Source organism: Streptomyces sp. NPDC046197, assembly GCF_040646295.1.
Taxonomy (GTDB): Bacteria; Actinomycetota; Actinomycetes; order Streptomycetales; family Streptomycetaceae; genus Streptomyces.
Genome location: NZ_JBEYZY010000008.1, coordinates 172,147 through 189,547 on the forward strand (window position 1 = coordinate 172,147; position 17,401 = coordinate 189,547).

Genomic DNA, 17,401 nt, shown 5'->3' on the forward strand with positions numbered 1-17,401 from the left:
GCGCCGCCGTCCGGCAGCTGGATCCGATGCCGTCGAGCGGCAGCTGGTTGGGGACACCTGGATGGCCGTTGGTACGCACACGACAGGCGGGGCGTTCAATTCCGTTTGCCAACTGGCCCCGGGACACGCCGAATCGGCCAACTCGCCGGCCCCGTCGGCAGGCGCCGGGAACAATCCCCCGTATGACGATGACCAGCACCGAAGCCGACATGATCCTCACCGACAACTTCGCCCCGTGGGTCCTCGAACTCGGCCTCGCCGTCGAAGCCCTGGGCCCGGACCGCGCGACCCTGCGACTGCCCTGGTCGGCGCGGCTGGCGCGGGAGGGCGGCGGGCTGTCGGGGCAGGCCCTGATGGCGGCCGCCGACACGGCGACCGTCCTCGCGGTCTCGGCCGCGCGCGGCGGCTACGGCCCGATGACGACGGTGCAGCAGTCGACGTCCTTCCAGCGGGCGGTGACCGGTTCGGATGTCCTGATCGAAGCGGTCGTGACCAAGCTGGGCCGCCGCACGGCGTTCGCCGACATCACGATGACGGACGGGACTTCGGGTGAACTCGCGGCCCGGGCGAGCACGGTCTACGCCTTGCTGGGCTGACACGTTCCGCAAGCGGTCGGCAACGGTCCGTCGCGGTCGCCGAGTTCAATCCCGGCTTCAGCGAATCTGCACATTGAATGCTCAACCAAGTCACCGGGCGCGGCGGATCTGCACAACCGCGCGCCCCCGCCCACGCCTTAAGCGCGGAGTGCCGGATTCGCCCCGGCGCCCGCAAGAGGCCGGGTGGGCCGATGCCGTGCCGGGCTGTGAAGAAGTCGCCGACATGCGGTGCGCGCGCCTGCACGGATGGGGGTCACGGGGAGACAAGTGCCCTGGTGAGGGGCCTGGTTGATTGGATACGGCACGCCGCCCCGTGCTTTGATCCATCGCATCGCGGGGCCCCGCCGGGTGGTTCGGAAACGTGCGTCCGGCGCCCGTGGTCGCGGCCGTCCGTCTGTCCCCAGAGGGGGCCGCTCCCCCTTGTGAAATAGCCATACGAAGGGAAGTTCCATCATGAACTCCACCCCCCAGGTTGAGACCGTCGAGATCTCCGACGCCGACCTCGACAACGTCTCCGGCGGTCTGTCCGTGAACGCGCTCGGCACCGCCACCGGCCTGGTGGACGGCGTTGCCCCGGTGACCGGCCTGGTCGGCACGGGCGTCGGCACCGTCGAGGGTGTGACCGGCCTGAACACCGCCCCGGTCACCGGCCTGATCGCCGGTCTCTGATCGACCGCGTTGCCGCTGAGTCCCGGAACCGTATGCCGGTTCCGGGACTCTCGGATGCCGCAGGAAGTCTCCCGTAGGTCCGCACAGGTGAGGGAAGTCCCGTGCAGTTCCGCCAACAGGCCCTCGCCAAGCTCCAGTCGCCGGAAGAACTCGATCTTCCGGTGCGGCTTGCCCGCCCGCAGGGGTGGCTCGTCCTGTCCGTCACGCTCGTCGCCATGGCGGTCGCCTCCGTGTGGGCGGTGACGGGGTCGGTGGCCTCCACCGTCGGCGCGCAGGCCGTCCTCACCCACGGACAGGGCAGCTATCTCCTGCAGAGCCCGGTCGCGGGCCAGGTCACCGCGGTCCTCGCCAAGGAGGGCGAACTGCTGCCGGCCGACGCGCCCGTGCTGAAGGTCCGTACCGGCCACGGCGAGGAGGCCGTCCGCGCGGTCGCCGCGGGCCGGGTCACCGCTCTGGCCGCCACGATCGGCCAGATCATCCAGACCGGGGCGAACGTCGCCGCCGTCGAGAAGGTCGCCCACACCTCGGACCCGCTGTACGCGACGGTGTACGTCCCCGCCGAGAACGCCGCCTCCGTTCCCGCCGACGCCTCCGTCGACCTGACCCTCGCGTCGGTGCCCACCCAGCGCTACGGCGTGCTGCGCGGCCATGTGAAGTCCGTGGACCGCTCCGCCCAGTCGGCCCAGCAGATCGCCGCGTTCCTCGGCGACAGCCAATTGGGCGAGCAGTTCACCAGGAGGGGTCGGCCGGTCGCCGTGCTCGTACGGCTCGACCGCTCGTCCGCCACGAAGAGCGGCTACCGGTGGTCGTCCGCGGACGGGCCCCCGTACCGGCTCGACTCCATGACCCTGGCCACGGCCTCGATCCGTCTGGCCGACCAGCGTCCCCTCGATTGGCTGCTGCCGTGACCACCGTCCAGGAAACCCGCGGCCGCCGACGCGCCGCCCCGCCCAAGCGCCCGGTGCCCAAGGGGCGGGGGAAGACCGTCCGCACCCCCACCGTGCTCCAGATGGAGGCGGTGGAGTGCGGCGCCGCCTCGCTCGCCATGGTGCTGGGCCACTACGGCCGCCATGTCCCGCTGGAGGAGTTGCGCATCGCCTGCGGCGTCTCCCGGGACGGCTCGCGCGCCAGCAACCTGCTGAAGGCGGCGCGCGGTTACGGCCTGACGGCCAAGGGCATGCAGATGGACACCGCGGCCCTGGCCGGGGTGAAGGCGCCCGCCATCCTGTTCTGGGAGTTCAACCACTACGTCGTCTACGACGGGATGGGCCGCCGTCTGGGCCGCCGCGGGGTGTATGTCAACGACCCCGGCAAGGGCCGCCGTTTCGTGCCCATGGAGGACTTCGACACCAGTTTCACGGGCGTGGTCCTGGTGATGGAACCGGGCGAGGGATTCGAGAGGGGCGGTCGCAGACCGGGGATCCTGGGAACCCTGCCGGCCCGGCTGCGCGGCACCGCGGGCACCATGCCCGCGGCGGTGCTGGCGAGCCTGCTGCTGGTCGCGGTCGGCGCGGCGGTGCCCGCGCTGAGCCGCACCTACATCGACATGTTCCTGATCGGCGGTCAGACCTCCCTGCTGGGCGTGCTGTTCGCGTCGATGGCCGCGTGCGTACTGCTCACGGTCGTGCTGACCTGGCTGCAGCAGGCCAACCTGCTGCACGGCCGCATCATCTCCTCGACCCTGTCCAGCGCCCGCTTCCTGCGCCATCTGCTGCGGCTGCCGGTGACGTTCTTCACCCAGCGCAGCCCGGCCGACCTGGTGCAGCGGCTGCAGTCCAACGACCAGGTGGCCGAGACCCTGGCCCGTGACCTCGCGGCCGCGGGCGTGGACGCGGTCGTCGTCGTGCTGTACGCGGTCCTGCTGTACAGCTACGACCCGCAGCTGACGTTCGTCGGCATCGGCGTCGCGCTGCTCAACGTCGTCGCGATGCGGGTCGTCGTACGCCTGCGCGCGACCCGGACCGCGAAACTGCGCGCCGACACCGCCCGGCTCACCAACACCGCCTACACCGGGCTGCAGTTGATCGAGACCATGAAGGCGACCGGCGGCGAGGACGGCTACTTCCGCAAGTGGGCCGGGCAGCACGCCACCACGCTGGAGGAGCAGCAGCGGCTCGGCGTGCCCAGCGCCTGGCTGGGCGTGGTCGCCCCGACGCTCGCCACCCTCAACAGCGCGCTGATCCTGTGGATCGGCGGGATGCGCGCGATCGAGGGCCACATCTCGGTCGGCCTGCTGGTGGCCTTCCAGGCGCTGGTGACCCGCTTCACCGCGCCGCTGACCCGGCTCAACGGCGTGGCGGGCCGCATCCAGGACTTCGCCGCCGACGTGGCCCGGCTCAAGGACGTCGAGAGCTTCCGGACGGACCCGCTCTACGGCCGTCCCGGTGCCGACCGGTCCACACGCCGGCTGCACGGCCATGTCGAGCTGGAGAACATCAGCTTCGGCTACAGCCCCCTGGACAAGCCCCTGCTCACCGGCTTCGACCTGACCGTAGGCCCCGGGCAGCAGGTGGCGCTGGTGGGCGGCTCGGGCAGCGGCAAGTCCACCGTCTCGCGCCTGATCTCGGGCCTGTACACACCCTGGGAGGGCGTCATCCGCATCGACGGCCGGCGTCTGGAGGACATTCCGCGCGGCGCGCTCGCCGCCTCCGTGTCCTTCGTCGACCAGGACGTGTTCCTCTTCGAGGGCACCGTCCGCGACAACGTGGCCCTGTGGGATCCGTCGATCCCGGACGACGCGGTGGTCGAGGCGCTGCGCGACGCCGCCCTGTACGACGCCGTCATGCGGCGCCCGGGCGGCATCCACAGCAGGGTCGAGCAGGACGGACGCAACTTCTCCGGCGGTCAGCGGCAGCGCCTGGAGATCGCCCGGGCGCTGGTGCGCCGGCCCAGCATCCTCGTCCTGGACGAGGTGACGAGCGCGCTGGACGCCGAGACCGAACTGGTGGTCATGGACAACCTGCGGCGGCGCGGCTGCGCCTGTGTGGTGATCGCGCACCGGCTCAGCACCGTGCGCGACAGCGACGAGATCGTCGTACTGCAGCACGGGACCGTGGTGGAACGCGGCCGGCACCACGAGCTGGTGGCGCGCGGTGGCGCCTACGCGGCGCTGGTCAGGGAGCGGTGAGATGACGTCCGTCCACGAGGGACACGACGGCGACCTGGTCCTCGGCGCGCTCGGGACCCTGGGCACGCCGATCGACTGCAGCGGGCTCAACCGGCTGGACCTGGAAGGCCCGCAGGTGCTGTGGCTGGTCGCGGCCGGCGCGGTGGACCTGTTCGCGGTCGACGCGGCGCAGCAGGGCCACTGGCACCACCTCGGCCGGCTGGAGGCCGGCTCGCTGCTGCTCGGCCCGGTCGCGGGCCCGCAGCACACCCTGGTCGCACGGCCGCTGCGCGACTGCGTGGTGCGCCGCATCGGTCTGCGCGAGCTGTACCAGTCGGCCAACACCCAGACCTGGTCGTACGACGAGTACGGCAATCCCCAGTACGTGCCGCCCACGTCCAGCCCGCTGGAGTACGCCCTGGCGCTCGGTGTCGGCCGCAGCCTGTCCGTGCTCTTCCAGGCTCCGATGGCCGACGAGCGGACCGCCGCCCCCACCGACGACGACGTCCTGTGGATGCAGGTGCCGCCCGGCAGTGTGCAGTACGGGGCGCTGTACGGCGCGGAGGCCGCCGCAGACCTGCTGATGGATCCGGCCGTGTGGCAGAGCATGGTCGACCAGCAGTACCGGCTGCTGACCACGCTGGACCGCTGGATCGAGCAGCTGGAGCGGACCCACGAGACCCGCACGGCGGCCGGTATCAAGGCCGGCGAGGCGGTGCGTGCCCAGGCCGACCGCACGCTGCTCGCGTCCATCGGCCGCTCCTCGGCGCGGCGCACCACGGCCGCCGACGCCGACGCCACCTACGCGGCTTGCAGGCTGGTCGCCCGGGCAGCCGGGATCAGCCTCGCCGAACCGGCGCAGAGCGGCACCGAGAGCGACCGCCTCGACCCGGTCGAACGCATCGCGCTGGCCTCCCGGGTGCGCACCCGGGCCGTCCGTCTGGAGGACCGCTGGTGGCGGGAGGACATCGGCCCGTTGGTCGGCCACCGGGCGCTGTCGGGCGCACCAGTCGCACTGCTGTGGCGGCGCGGCGGCTATGTCGCGGTGCATCCGGCCACCGGACGGCAGACGCCGGTCGAGAAGGCGAACGCGGAAGAGTTCGAGCCGCGCGCGGTGATGTTCTACCGCCCGCTGCCCGACCGCGGACCGAGCCTGCTCGGCCTGTTGCGGTTCACCCTGCGCGGTACCGGCGGCGACCTGTTCAACCTGCTGCTCAGTGGCCTGGTGACGGTCGTCGTCGGGGCGCTGGTGCCGGTCGCGACCGGCAAGGTGCTCGGCCAGTACGTGCCGAGGGCCCAGCAAGGGCCGATCGCGCAGGTCTGCCTGGCCGTGATGGTCAGCGGTGTGGTGGCCGCGGCATTCATGCTCCTGGAGAACCTGACCATCCTGCGGCTGGAGGGCCGGATCGAGGCCACCCTCCAACCGGCCGTCTGGGACCGGCTGTTGCGTCTGCCGACGAAGTTCTTCACCGAGCGGTCCACCGGCGAGCTGGCGAGCGCGGCGATGGGCATCAGCGCGATCCGCCGGCTGCTGGCGGGAGTCGGTCCCGTCGTCGCCCAGTCGGTGACGGTGGGTCTCATGAACCTGGTGCTGCTGTTCTGGTACAGCGCGTCCCTGGCGCTGGCGGCGATCGGCATGCTGGTCGTCATCGCCGCTGTGTTCCTGGGGCTCGGCCTGTGGCAGGTGCGCTGGCAGCGGCGGCTGGTGGTGCTCACCAACAAGCTGAACAACCAGGCCTTCCAGACCCTGCGCGGGCTGCCCAAACTGCGGGTGGCGGCCGCCGAGAACTACGCGTACGCCGCCTGGGCGTCCCAGTTCGCGCGCAGCCGCGAGCTGCAGCAGAAGGCCGGCCGCATCAAGAACCTCACCACGGTGATGGGCGCGGTGTACCTGCCGGTGTGCACGCTGCTGATGTTCATGCTGCTGGCGGGCCCGGCCCGCGGTTCGATGTCGGCGGCCGCGTTCCTGACCTTCAACACCTCGGTGACGATGCTGCTGACGTCGGTCACCCAGCTGACCGGCGCGTTCGTCTCGGCGGTGGCGGCGCTGCCGCTGCTGGAGGAGATCAGGCCGGTGCTGGAGGCGGCACCGGAGGTGCGCTCGGCGAGTACCCGGCCGGGACCGCTGTCCGGCGCGATCGAGGCCAGGCGGCTGTCGTTCCGGTACACCGACGACGGGCCCCTGGTCCTCGACGACGTGTCCTTCCAGGTGCGGCCGGGCGAGTTCGTGGCCGTGGTCGGCCCGAGCGGCTGCGGCAAGTCGACGCTGCTCAGGTTGCTGATCGGGTTCGACAAGCCGCTCGCGGGCAGCGTGCTGTACGACGGCCAGGACCTGGCGGCGCTGGACCAGTCCGCCGTGCGCCGGCAGTGCGGGGTCGTCCTGCAGCACGCGCAGCCGTTCACCGGTTCGATCCTGGACGTGATCCGGGGCACCGAGCCGTGCACGCCCGAGGAGGCGATGGCGGCGGCGGAGATGGCCGGGCTGGCCGAGGACATCAAGCGGATGCCGATGGGTCTGCACACCATCGTCTCGGGCAGCGGTGCCGTCTCCGGTGGCCAGCGGCAGCGGCTGATGATCGCCCAGGCGCTGGTGCGGCGCCCGCGGATCCTCTTCTTCGACGAGGCGACCAGCGCCCTCGACAACGACACGCAGCGCACGGTGATCGAGAGCACCCGCAAGCTGAACGCCACGCGCATCGTCATCGCGCACCGCCTGTCCACGGTTCTGGACGCCGACCGCGTCGTCGTGATGGAGGACGGCAAGGTGGCCCAGCAGGGCACGCCCGCCGAACTGCTCGCGGACACCGGCGGGCGCCTGCACGAACTGGTGCGGCGGCAACTGGCCTGAGGGGTCAGCCCAGTCCGGGCACCGGCGCGCCGGAGGGCACTCCGGCCCCGACGTATCGCTCGTAGAACTCCTTCCAGGCCGCGCTTCCCCCGGTGTGCGGCCCTGCGGACCGCTCGCCGCGCGCCTTCGCGTCCAGGGCGGCCAGGCACACCTCCCACCCGGCGGCGTTGCGGGCGGCGGTGTTCTCGGCGCTCAGGACGTCGGTGAGGACGAGGCGGGTGCGGTTGTCCTGGGCCTGCTCCAGATCGAAGCGCACTTCGTCGCCGCCCCACTCGAAGGAGAGGTGCCGGAGCGGGTCCACGGCGAGCACCCGTCCGGTCGACTCCGGCATGTTCGGGTCGCCGGTGAACCTGATCGTGCCGCCGGGACGCAGCTCGATCTCGGCGCGGGAGGGGAACCACTCGGCCAGTTCGCCGGGGTCGGTGACGAAGTGCCACACGCGGTCGGCCGGGTGGGCGAGGACGCGGCTGAAGCGGATGGCGGGGCGGCCGTCGGCCAGCGTCAGACAGGTACCGGTGATCTCGGCGGACATGGGGATCAGTCCTTCGGATGGAGGGTTCCGTGCCGTCGTCCGACCTCGCTCGGACCTGCTCGGCCCGCTCGGACGCACGCCTCCACGATCTCACCCTCTCCGGCGAAACGTTGTCGTTCCGCCGGCCCGGATGTGGTGCCGCGGGCGGTGGCGGCCAAAGGCGGGCCCCGGCGCGCGAAGGCGCAGGAAGCACCACCGCAAGCGGGACGGCGAGCACCGCCGGAACACGCATGGAATCGCAGGGCGGGGTACCCATCGCCGCATGCGAATCAGCGTGGTGGACGTCGGATCGAACACGGTCCGGCTGCTGGTGGCGGACGCGGCGGGCGGCCTGCCGCTGCCGGTCCACACCGCCAAGTGGCGGCTCAGACTGTCCGAGCAGGTCAGACCCGGGGAGGACATCCCGCCGGAGGCCGTGGAACAGCTCGTGCAGGCGGTCGGCGAGGCGAGCCGGGCCGCGACCCGGTGGGGCGCGGCCGGTCCGCCGGCCTTCGCGACCGCCGTGGTGCGCGGTGCCCCGAACCGGCGGGAGGTGCTGCGCACGGTCCGGGCGTGCACCGGGGTCGCGCTGTGCACGCTGCCGGGCGAGGTCGAGGCCGAGCTCACGTTCCTCGGCGCGCGGCGCTGGATGGGCTGGCGGTCCGGCCCGCTCGCCCTGCTCGACATCGGCGGCGGGTCGCTGGAAGTGGCCTTCGGCCGCGGCCGGTTGCCGGACTTCGCGGCCTCGCTGCCGCTAGGAGCGGGACGGCTGACCCGCGAGTTCTTCCCGGACGACGGCCCGCCGTCCCCGGAGCGGCTGAAGGCGCTGCGGCGCAGGATCCGGCACCAACTGCGGGACGTGGCCGCGCGCATTCGCTGGGAGGGGCCGCGCACCGCGGCGGCGACCTCGCGCACCTTCCAGCAGCTGGGACGGCTGTGCGGGGCGGCGCCCGGTCGTCACGGCCCGTTCGTCGAGCGGGAGTTGCGCCGTGCCGAGCTGCGCATGGCGGTGGACCGGCTGGCCACGCTGCCCGCGTCCGAACGCGCCCTGCTGCCGGGCATCTCGGCGCCGCGCGCGGCCCAGAGCCTGGCCGGTGCGCTGGTCGCGCACACGGTGATGAAGCTGACCGGTATGAAGACGGTCGCCATCTGCCCCTGGGCGATTCGCGAGGGGGTTCTGCTGCGGCACATCGAGGACGGGCCGTCCTGGTGGGCGGAGATCTCCCGCCTGGACGAGGAGCCCGCACCCCCGGCCCCGGTGCCGCTGCGCGTCGCGACCGCCACCAGCTGAGCCGGACGTCAGAGACCGCCACCGGCTGCACCGGACGCCAGAGACCGCCACCCAGCTGCACCGGACGCCAGAGACCGCCACCGGCTGAGCCGGACGTCAGAGAGCCGAGAGAGGAGACCACCGTGTCCGACGAGAACGAGGGTTCCGACCGGAACAAGGTGCCCGGCGGGAACGCGCAGCGGCACGACCGCCCGAAGACGGCGTTCGAGGAAGTCCTGCGCGAGGTGGAGGACGCCGAAACGGACGTGGACGACTCCCGGGAGCGGTCCCACCGCGGCGAGGCCGGAGAGGCCATCACCCCCAACGTGGGGGCCCAGGAGCACTCCGAGGGCGACTGACCCGGCAAGAAGTTGACCGGCGCACCTTCCGGGTACCCGGGCCGCATGGAACACGATCGTCGAGGACCCGGGCTGCCCCCCGCCCGGGGGCCGGTCTCCGCAGCCGTGACGGCGTACCTGAGGGACGCCGGCCCGTTGCCCCGCGCCGAGGAGGCCGACCGCGCGACCGCGTACGGCGACGACCTCCAGCTGGCCCTCTACCTGTGCTACGAGCTCCACTACCGCGGCTTCGCGGGCGTCGCCGCACAGCGTGAGTGGGACCCCGACCTGCTGCGGGTCAGGGCCGGGCTGGAGCATCGCTTCCTGTCCGCCCTGCGCGCGGACACGCCCGTCCACGACAGCCTGGACGAGGCGCTCGCGGACCTGCTCGTCGAACCGGTCCGGGGCACGGGTGTCAGCCACTACCTCCGGGACGAGGGCGAGCTGTGGCAGCTGCGCGAGTACGCGGCCCAGCGCTCCCTCTACCACCTCAAGGAGGCCGACCCGCACGCCTGGGTGCTGCCGCGGCTGTGGGGCCGGGCCAAGGCGGCGATGGCGGCGGTGGAGTTCGACGAGTACGGCGGCGGCCGCCCCGACCGCGTCCACGCGCGCCTCTTCGCGGACCTGATGACGGACCTCGGCCTGGACACGGCGTACGGCCGCTACCTGGACGCCGCCTCGGCGGAGCTCCTGGCCACGGTCAACCTGATGTCACTCCTCGGTCTGCACCGCGAGCTGCGCGGCGCGCTGGTGGGTCACTTCGCCGCGGTCGAGATCACCTCCTCCCCCGGCTCCCGGCGTCTTGCCGAGGCGATGCGCCGCACGGGCGCGGGCCCGGCCGCGGAGTTCTTCTACGACGAGCACGTGGAGGCGGACGCCGTGCACGAGCAGGTCGTGCGCCACGACGTGATCGGCGGACTGCTCGCCGACGAGCCGCACCTGGCGGCCGACGTGGCCTTCGGCATCGACGCCACGGAGTATCTGGAGAGCCGCCTCGCGGCACGGCTGCTGGCCGCCTGGCGCGACGGCCGGTCCTCGCTGCACAGTCCACTTCCTGGGGAAATAGCTCATATCTCCTGAATGTCAGGGTACTAGCGCCGTGTGAACCGACTGGTACTTCCGGGCGTCTACGCCCCGCAGGACGACACCGCGCTGCTGGCCGAAGCCCTGTCCGACGAACGCTGCGAACCGGGCACGCGGGTCCTCGACGTGGGCACCGGGAGCGGTGCGCTGGCGCTGGAGGCCGCCCGGCGGGGTGCCGAGGTGACCGCGGTGGACCTGTCCTGGCGTGCGGTGTGGACGGCCCGCCTCAACGCGTGGCTGCGCTGCCTTCCGGTCCGCATCCACCGTGGGAACCTCTTCGGCCCGGTGCGCGGACGGTCGTTCGACGTCATCCTCGCCAACCCGCCGTACGTACCGGCCCCCGACACGGGGCACGGGCCGCGCGGCAGGTCCCGCGCCTGGGACGCCGGCCGCGACGGGCGCCTCGTCCTGGACCGGATCTGCCACGACGCTCCCACCCTGCTGCGGCCCGGGGGCGTCCTGCTGCTGGTGCACTCCGCAGTGAGCGCCCCCGACCGCAGCCTGTCACTGCTGCGTGGTGCGGGCCTGAAGGCCGCGGTGGCGCGCCGCCGTTGGATCGCCTTCGGCCCGGTACTGCGGGCCAGGGAGGGCTGGCTGCGGGAGCGCGGTCTGCTGGCCGCGGCCGACGATCGGGAAGAGCTGGTGGTCATCCGTGCCGAACGTCCCCTCTGACAACCCCCGGCCCGATGCGCCCCGGCGGGTCACCATGCAGCGGCAGGGCCCGATTCTCGTCGACGGCCCCGTGGAGGTGGAACTGGAGGACGGCACCACCGTCCGCTCCGACCGCTTCCGCGTGGCCCTGTGCACTTGCCGCCGCAGCCGCCGCTATCCGTGGTGCGACACCAGTCACCGCAGCCGGACCCGGACGTGATACCAGGGGCCGACGGGCGGCCCCACTCCGCCCGGTCGGCCCCTGGTGCGAGATCGCAGGGGTCCTTGCGACATGGGCTCGCACTCCCCAGTTACGAGCCCTTCAGATGTTCACACGGACCGCGCGACCCCGGTCCCTCAGAACGCGAAGACGCTCGTCGAAGAGGCGTTCTTCACGCAATCGTTGGCAAAGGTGCGCTCGTAGGAGACGCGCTTGCCCTGCCAGACACCGTCGACCGTGACCACCACGGGGTTCCAGATCTTGGTGCACATGACGTCGCTCTGCGGCTTCAGGGCGCTGAAGTCACCGCCGACGGAGCGCAGTTCCGCGCAGGCCTCGGGGGCGGCGGGGTGCGTGCCGGACGGCCCCGGTGCACAGTTCAGCGTGACGGCACGCTCCGGGGTGGCAACGGCCGCGGTGGTGCCGTGGCCCACCGTGAGCACGAGCGCCGACGGGGCGTAGAGCGAGGCGGGGGCGGCCGGGGCTGCGAGGGCGGACCCGGTGAGGGGTCCGCAGACGGCGGTGGCCGTCAGTCCGATGGTCGCTGCCCAGCGCGCGGTGTTCCGCATTGTGTGCTTCCTTCCGCTCAGTTCGATGAGAGATGACCGGTCCGGCTCGGTCGATGCCGGACCAGCGTGCGGGAGTCTGCCGAGTCCGCTGCCGAATCTCACATCGACCCCATGGGTTTCAGTAACCTTGCGTGTTGAAACAGTGGCGTGAAGTCACGGAATTCGAACGTTCCAACCCCCAAACTGCGGGGTTCTCGATCACTGAATCCGGCCGGATGGCTTGATTCCCTACGCTCGTTAATCGTCCTGAAACATTCCGGTTCCGCTCTGGGCTGACTCCTCCGCAGGCCCTTGTGTTCATGTGGAGTCCGAGTAATGGTCATTACATGATTACAACTGAGCAACGACAGAAGCTGCGCGGCTGGTTCGCCGGCCGCCTGCCGGACGACCTGTACGAGGAGCTGGTCGACGTGACGGTCGACCGCGAGGAGATCACCGTCATCGGCCGCATCCCGGCACCGCGGCTGGCCGAGGGCGCCCCGGCCACGGAGCGGGAGGCCGCCGTCCAGGGGCGGGTCCAGGAGTTTCGGGAGCGGACCAGGGAGGCCCGGATCGCGGTGGCACGCGAGGCCGAGCACCGGTTCGGCAGGAAGGTCTCCTGGGGCGTGGAGTGCGCCGGCGAGCGGGTCATGTACACGCAGGTGGCCTCGCCCGTCATGACCCGGCTGCGCCAGCCCGAGCGCCAGGTCCTCGACACCCTCATCGCCGGCGGTGTCGCCCGCAGCCGCAGCGACGCCCTCGCCTGGTGCGTGCGCCTGGTCCAGCGCCACACCGACGACTGGCTCACCGAACTGCGGGACTCCCTGGAGCACGTCCAGCGGGTCAGGGCCCAGGGGCCGGACACCGAGCCCCGCAGCGCACGCGAAAAGCACGACACGCACAACACGCAGGGCACACAGGACACGCACGACGACCACGACGACCACGACGACCACGACGACCACGACGACCACGACGACGAGGAGTGAAGCCGGGATGGACGATTCGTCCACCGGTGGCGCCGAAGAGGGATGAACCGTCCTCTGGTAGTGGTCCGGCGCGGCGCCATAACGTCGGCAGACCCCCGAGGACGGCATGCGTCCCCGCCGCACACCCCGCACGGCGGCGACCGGCCGTCCAGCCGTCGCGCCACGCGCGCTCCACCGCCGTTCCCCGCTGGAGCCCCCCTTGTCCTCGCAGTCCACCCCTTCCCCCGCTTCTTCCCCCACCCCCTCACCCGCCGCTCCCTCGCTCACCGAGGTCGAGCCCTACGGCGTCGAACGCATCCCGGACGCCGACCGCAGCGCGACACCGCTGGACCTGTTCCGGGTCGCCTTCGGCGGCGCGAACACCTTCTCCACCTGTGTCCTCGGCGCCTTTCCCATCCTGTTCGGCCTGTCCTTCTGGCAGGGCCTCGCGGCCACCGTCCTGGGCGTCGTCACGGGCGCGCTGATCCTGTGCCCGATGGCGGTCTTCGGCCCGGTCAACGGCACGAACAACGCCGTGTCGTCGTCGGCGCACCTCGGCGTGCACGGCCGTGTCGTCGGCTCGTTCCTGTCCCTGCTGACGGCGATCGCGTTCTTCTCCATCTCGGTGTGGAGCTCCGGCGACGCACTGGTGGGCGGTGCGCACCGGCTCTTCGGCCTGGAGCGCAGCACACTCTCGTACGTCGTCGCCTACGCGCTGTTCGCGGGTCTGGTGCTGGCGGTGTGCGTGTACGGATTCCGCTTCATGCTGTTCGTGAACAAGATCGCGGTGACCTCGGCGAGCGTGCTGTTCCTGCTCGGCGTCGTCGCCTTCGCCGGTGACTTCGACCCCTCGTACGCCGGTGTGTTCACCGCCTCGGCGGACGCGGCGACCCGGTCGATGTTCTGGCCGTCGTTCATCGGCGCGGCGCTGATCGTCCTGTCCAACCCGGTGTCCTTCGGCGCGTTCCTCGGCGACTGGTCGCGCTACATCCCCGCCGGCACCCCGCGCCGCAAGGTGGTCGGCGCCGCGTTCCTGTCGCAGATCGCGACGCTGCTGCCGTTCGTCTTCGGTCTGGCGACCGCGAGCATCATCGCCGCCAAGGCCCCGAAGTACGTCGACCCGGCGGCCCCCGACTTCGTGGGCGGGCTGCTGGCGATCTCGCCGAGCTGGTTCTTCCTGCCGGTGTGTCTGCTGGCGCTGATCGGCGGCATGTCGACCGGCACGACCTCGCTGTACGGCACCGGGCTCGACTTCTCGTCGGTGTTCCCCAGGCTGTCCCGGGTGCAGGCGACGCTGCTGGTCGGCGTGCTGTCCATCGCGTTCATCTTCATCGGCCGGTTCGGCCTGGACCTGGTGCAGTCGATCTCGACCTTCGCCACCATGATCATCACCTGCACCACGCCGTGGATGGTCGTGATGATGCTCGGCTTCTACACCCGGCGCGGCTGGTACGACCCTGACGCGCTGCAGGTCTTCAACCGCCGTCAGCGCGGCGGACGGTACTGGTTCGCGCACGGCTGGAACTGGCGCGGCATGACCGCCTGGTGGGTGTCCGCGGTCGTCGGAGTGCTGTTCACCAACATCCCGGGGCAGTTCGTGGGCCCGCTCGGCGGCCTGGCGAACGGCGTGGACATCAGCCTGCCGCTGTCGCTGGCGGTGGCCGCGGTGCTGTTCCTGGCGCTGCTGCGGCTGTTCCCCGAGCCCCGGGCGGCCTACGGGCCCGAAGGTGCGCGCCTGGCCCGCACCGCCGACGTGCCGGTGCCGCCGATCACCGGTCCCGGCGCCCGGTCCGACGCCGACGCCCCGGTGGCGGCCGCCGAGGCCCGCTGATGCCGGGCTGGTTCGACCTGTCGGTGCCCGTGGTCACCGGGATGCCCGTGTATCCCGGTGACCCGGAGGTCACGGTCGCTCCCGCCCTGCGGGTGCCGGCAGACGGGGTGAACGTGCTGCGGCTGCACCTGGGTTCGCAGTCCGGCACACATGTCGACGCCCCCTACCACGTCGACGACGACTGGCCCCGCCTCGACGAGCTGCCCCTGGACCGGTTCGCGGGACGCGCGGTGGTGGCCGACGTGCGCGGGCTGCCCGCCCGCACACCGATCACACCCGGCCTGCTGGCGCCCGCTCTGAGTCACCTCCGGCTGGCCCCGTGCGGCATCCTGCTGCTCGCCACCGGCTGGTCGGCCCACTGGGGCAGCACCCGTTACCTCGCCCACCCCTGGCTCACCCCGCAGGCCGCCGAGGCCCTCGTCGAGGCGGGGATCCGCACGGTGGCGGTCGACGCGCTGAGTGTCGACCCCACGCCCGCACCCGGTGAGCCCGTCACCGGGTGCGGGCTGCCCGCCCACCGGGTGCTGTGCGGGAGCGGCGGCGTCGTCGCGGAGAACCTCACCGGCCTGGAACGGCTGATCGGGGCCGGTGACGTCGAGGTGTTCCTCTTCCCGCTCCGGCTGCCGGCGGCGGACGGAGCGCCGGTGCGGGCGGTGGCGCGCGTGAATCGACCGGTGGGCGAGGGCCGTTGTCGGACCCTCCCGCTACCTTGGCAGTCATGACTGACTTCGTATTGGTGGCAGGCGCGTGGCTCGGCGCGTGGGCGTGGGACGAGGTGGTGCCCGGTCTCGAGAAGGCCGGGCACGGGGTGCATGCCCTCACGCTGTCCGGGCTGGCCGAGAAGAAGGACGTGCGGGCCGGACAGCAGACCCACGTCCAGGACATCGTCGACCACGTCGAGCGCCACGATCTGCGGGACGTCGTCCTGGTCGGGCACAGCTACTCGGGCATCCCGGTCGGTCAGGCGGCCGAGCGGATCGGCGGCCGGCTCCGGCATGTGGTGTTCGTCGACTCCAACGTCCCGCGGGACGGGGAGTCGTTCCTCGCGGGCTTCTCCAGTGAGCACGTCCGGCAGGGCCTCGACGCCCACGGCGGTGTCTGGCCGCCCCTTCCGCCGGCCGCCTATGCCGGGCAGGGACTGACCGACGAGCAGATCGACCGCATCGTCACCGAGGGCACACCGCACCCGGGTGCCACGCTCACCGAGCCGGCCGTGCTCGAGCGCCCGCTCGGCGAGTTGCCGGCGACGTACGTGAAGTGCGTGCTGGACGGGCGCGAGCCGCTGCCCGCCGTGGCCGAACTGCTCACCGGCGGGAACTGGAAGCTGGTGGAGATGGACACGGGTCACTGGCCGATGTTCTCCCGGCCGCGCGAGCTGGCCCGGGTCCTCGACGAGGCCGCGGCCGGGAGCTGAGCGGTGAGGCGGGTCCGTCCTCGGGCGGGCCGGTCGGTAGCCTGCGGAGCAGGTCCGTCTCTGCGGAGCAGGTCCGCCCCGACCGCCCGGCTCCGGGAGAAGCGCCAGTATCGTCGGGGCCGACGCGGGCTCGGCACCTCAGGCGGGAGGAACGGATGGCCAAGCACTGGGCGGACTTCCAGTACGAGATCTATCTGAACGGGATGACGGGCTCGGTGCCCCGCCTGCCCACCGATCTGACCCGGCTGGAGGAGCTGACCGAGCAGCGGCTCGGGCCGGGCCCGGTCGGCTACGTGGCGGGCAGCGCGGGCGACGGCAGTACCGCCCGCGCGAACCGGGCGGCCCTCGCCCGGCGCCGGATCGTGCCGCGCATGCTGCGGGACGTCCACGAGCGCGACCTGTCGGTCGCGGTGCTGGGCCGTCCCCTGCCCGCCCCGCTGGCGCTGGCGCCGGTCGGCGTACTGTCGATCATGCACCCGGACGCCGAGACCGCGGCCGCCCGGGCCGCCGCCGCGCAGGGTGTGCCGTACGTCCTGTCGTCGGCCTCCAGTACTCCCATGGAGCAGGTCGCACAGGCCATGGGGAACGCCGAGCGCTGGTTCCAGTTGTACTGGGCCAAGGACCGCGAGGTGACGCGGAGCTTTTTGAACCGGGCGAAGGCCTGCGGGTTCACAGTGCTGGTCGTCACGCTGGACACCCCGCTGCTGGGCTGGCGGCCACGCGATCTCGACCAGGCGTATCTGCCCTTCCTGCACGGGGTGGGCACCGCCAACTACTTCTCCGACCCGGCCTTCCGCGCGGGCCTGGCCAAGCCCGTGCAGGAGGACCCCAACGCGGCGGTGACGCACTTCGTGGGCATGTTCGCCGATCCGTCCAAGACCTGGCCGGACCTGGCATTTCTGCGGGAGAACTGGGACGGGCCGATCGTGCTGAAGGGCGTCCTGCACCCGGACGACGCCCGTATGGCCGAGGACGCCGGGGTGGACGGTGTCGTCGTGTCCAACCACGGCGGCCGCCAGATGGCCGGGTCCGTGGCGGCGGCCGACGCACTGCCCCGGGTCGCGGAGGCGGTCGGCGACCGGCTGACGGTCCTGTTCGACAGCGGTGTCCGCACCGGCGACGACGTCTTCAAGGCCCTCGCGCTGGGCGCGCGTGCGGTGCTGCTGGGCCGACCGTACGTGTACGGGCTCGGCCTCGACGGCCAGGCGGGCGTGGAGCACGTGATCCGCTGTCTGCTCGCGGAGTTCGACCTCACACTCGCCCTGTCGGGTCACGCCACCCCGGCCACCGTCGGGGCCGGCGACCTCGTCGAGGACCCTGCCTGACCCCGTCCGGTAGCTGTGGGGCC

17 protein-coding genes are annotated in these 17,401 nt (G+C 72.1%); 15 read left to right on the forward strand and 2 right to left on the reverse strand.

Annotated features, from left to right (window positions below):
• Positions 1–182: 182 nt before the first annotated feature.
• The 5 genes from AB0A61_RS14140 (at position 183) to AB0A61_RS14160 (ending at position 7,219) form a co-directional block, all read left to right on the forward strand.
• On the forward strand, positions 183–596 hold the full coding sequence (locus tag AB0A61_RS14140; protein ID WP_361291234.1) for a PaaI family thioesterase: 414 nt from the start codon (positions 183–185) through the stop codon (positions 594–596).
• A gap of 453 nt (positions 597–1,049) precedes the next feature.
• Positions 1,050–1,265, forward strand: coding sequence for a type A2 lantipeptide (locus AB0A61_RS14145; RefSeq protein ID WP_361291237.1), 216 nt, complete (start codon positions 1,050–1,052; stop codon positions 1,263–1,265).
• A 101-nt stretch (positions 1,266–1,366) separates the two neighbouring features.
• The gene (locus AB0A61_RS14150) at positions 1,367–2,173 is read left to right on the forward strand and encodes an HlyD family efflux transporter periplasmic adaptor subunit (protein WP_361291240.1); all 807 of its coding nucleotides are present in this window, start codon (positions 1,367–1,369) and stop codon (positions 2,171–2,173) included.
• Positions 2,170–4,392, forward strand: a complete 2,223-nt coding sequence (locus AB0A61_RS14155; protein WP_361291243.1) for an NHLP family bacteriocin export ABC transporter peptidase/permease/ATPase subunit — start codon at positions 2,170–2,172, stop codon at positions 4,390–4,392. Before AB0A61_RS14150 ends, AB0A61_RS14155 begins: the two co-directional genes overlap by 4 nt.
• A 1-nt stretch (position 4,393) precedes the next feature.
• On the forward strand, positions 4,394–7,219 hold the full coding sequence (locus AB0A61_RS14160) for an NHLP bacteriocin export ABC transporter permease/ATPase subunit (RefSeq protein WP_361291246.1): 2,826 nt from the start codon (positions 4,394–4,396) through the stop codon (positions 7,217–7,219).
• Positions 7,220–7,223: 4 nt separating this feature from the next.
• On the opposite strand, the gene AB0A61_RS14165 is transcribed toward AB0A61_RS14160, so the two are convergent.
• Positions 7,224–7,751 carry an SRPBCC family protein gene (locus tag AB0A61_RS14165; RefSeq protein ID WP_361291249.1) on the reverse strand — a complete coding sequence of 176 codons (528 nt, stop codon included), beginning with the start codon at positions 7,749–7,751 and terminating at the stop codon, positions 7,224–7,226.
• 262 nt (positions 7,752–8,013) lie between these two features.
• Between AB0A61_RS14165 and AB0A61_RS14170 the strand changes: the two genes are divergently transcribed.
• The 5 genes from AB0A61_RS14170 (at position 8,014) to AB0A61_RS14190 (ending at position 11,292) form a co-directional block, all read left to right on the forward strand.
• The gene (locus AB0A61_RS14170) at positions 8,014–9,021 is read left to right on the forward strand and encodes a Ppx/GppA family phosphatase (RefSeq protein WP_361291252.1); all 1,008 of its coding nucleotides are present in this window, start codon (positions 8,014–8,016) and stop codon (positions 9,019–9,021) included.
• Between the two features lie 158 nt (positions 9,022–9,179).
• Entirely contained in the window at positions 9,180–9,359 is a 180-nt protein-coding gene (locus AB0A61_RS14175) for a hypothetical protein (protein WP_361291550.1), read from the forward strand.
• 45 nt (positions 9,360–9,404) lie between these two features.
• Entirely contained in the window at positions 9,405–10,418 is a 1,014-nt protein-coding gene (locus AB0A61_RS14180) for an iron-containing redox enzyme family protein (protein WP_361291255.1), read from the forward strand.
• Positions 10,419–10,439: 21 nt separating this feature from the next.
• On the forward strand, positions 10,440–11,093 hold the full coding sequence (locus AB0A61_RS14185) for a HemK2/MTQ2 family protein methyltransferase (RefSeq protein WP_361291258.1): 654 nt from the start codon (positions 10,440–10,442) through the stop codon (positions 11,091–11,093).
• Positions 11,074–11,292, forward strand: a complete 219-nt coding sequence (locus AB0A61_RS14190; RefSeq protein ID WP_361291261.1) for a CDGSH iron-sulfur domain-containing protein — start codon at positions 11,074–11,076, stop codon at positions 11,290–11,292. Before AB0A61_RS14185 ends, AB0A61_RS14190 begins: the two co-directional genes overlap by 20 nt.
• Before the next feature lie 137 nt (positions 11,293–11,429).
• Here AB0A61_RS14190 and AB0A61_RS14195 read toward each other — a convergent pair whose 3' ends face one another.
• Positions 11,430–11,861, reverse strand: a complete 432-nt coding sequence (locus AB0A61_RS14195) for a protease inhibitor (RefSeq protein WP_361291264.1) — start codon at positions 11,859–11,861, stop codon at positions 11,430–11,432.
• A 326-nt stretch (positions 11,862–12,187) separates the two neighbouring features.
• Here AB0A61_RS14195 and AB0A61_RS14200 point away from each other — a divergent pair, with 326 nt between their 5' ends.
• The 5 genes from AB0A61_RS14200 (at position 12,188) to AB0A61_RS14220 (ending at position 17,378) form a co-directional block, all read left to right on the forward strand.
• Positions 12,188–12,829, forward strand: a complete 642-nt coding sequence (locus AB0A61_RS14200; RefSeq protein ID WP_361291267.1) for a hypothetical protein — start codon at positions 12,188–12,190, stop codon at positions 12,827–12,829.
• Positions 12,830–13,028: 199 nt separating this feature from the next.
• Positions 13,029–14,639 (forward strand): cytosine permease, encoded by a 1,611-nt coding sequence (locus AB0A61_RS14205; protein WP_361291270.1) that lies wholly within the window; start codon positions 13,029–13,031, stop codon positions 14,637–14,639.
• Entirely contained in the window at positions 14,639–15,361 is a 723-nt protein-coding gene (locus AB0A61_RS14210; RefSeq protein ID WP_361291273.1) for a cyclase family protein, read from the forward strand. The genes AB0A61_RS14205 and AB0A61_RS14210 overlap by 1 nt, the downstream gene beginning before the upstream one ends.
• Positions 15,358–16,053 carry an alpha/beta fold hydrolase gene (locus tag AB0A61_RS14215; protein WP_361291276.1) on the forward strand — a complete coding sequence of 232 codons (696 nt, stop codon included), beginning with the start codon at positions 15,358–15,360 and terminating at the stop codon, positions 16,051–16,053. The genes AB0A61_RS14210 and AB0A61_RS14215 overlap by 4 nt, the downstream gene beginning before the upstream one ends.
• A gap of 155 nt (positions 16,054–16,208) precedes the next feature.
• Positions 16,209–17,378, forward strand: a complete 1,170-nt coding sequence (locus tag AB0A61_RS14220; RefSeq protein WP_361291279.1) for a lactate 2-monooxygenase — start codon at positions 16,209–16,211, stop codon at positions 17,376–17,378.
• Positions 17,379–17,401 lie beyond the last annotated feature (23 nt).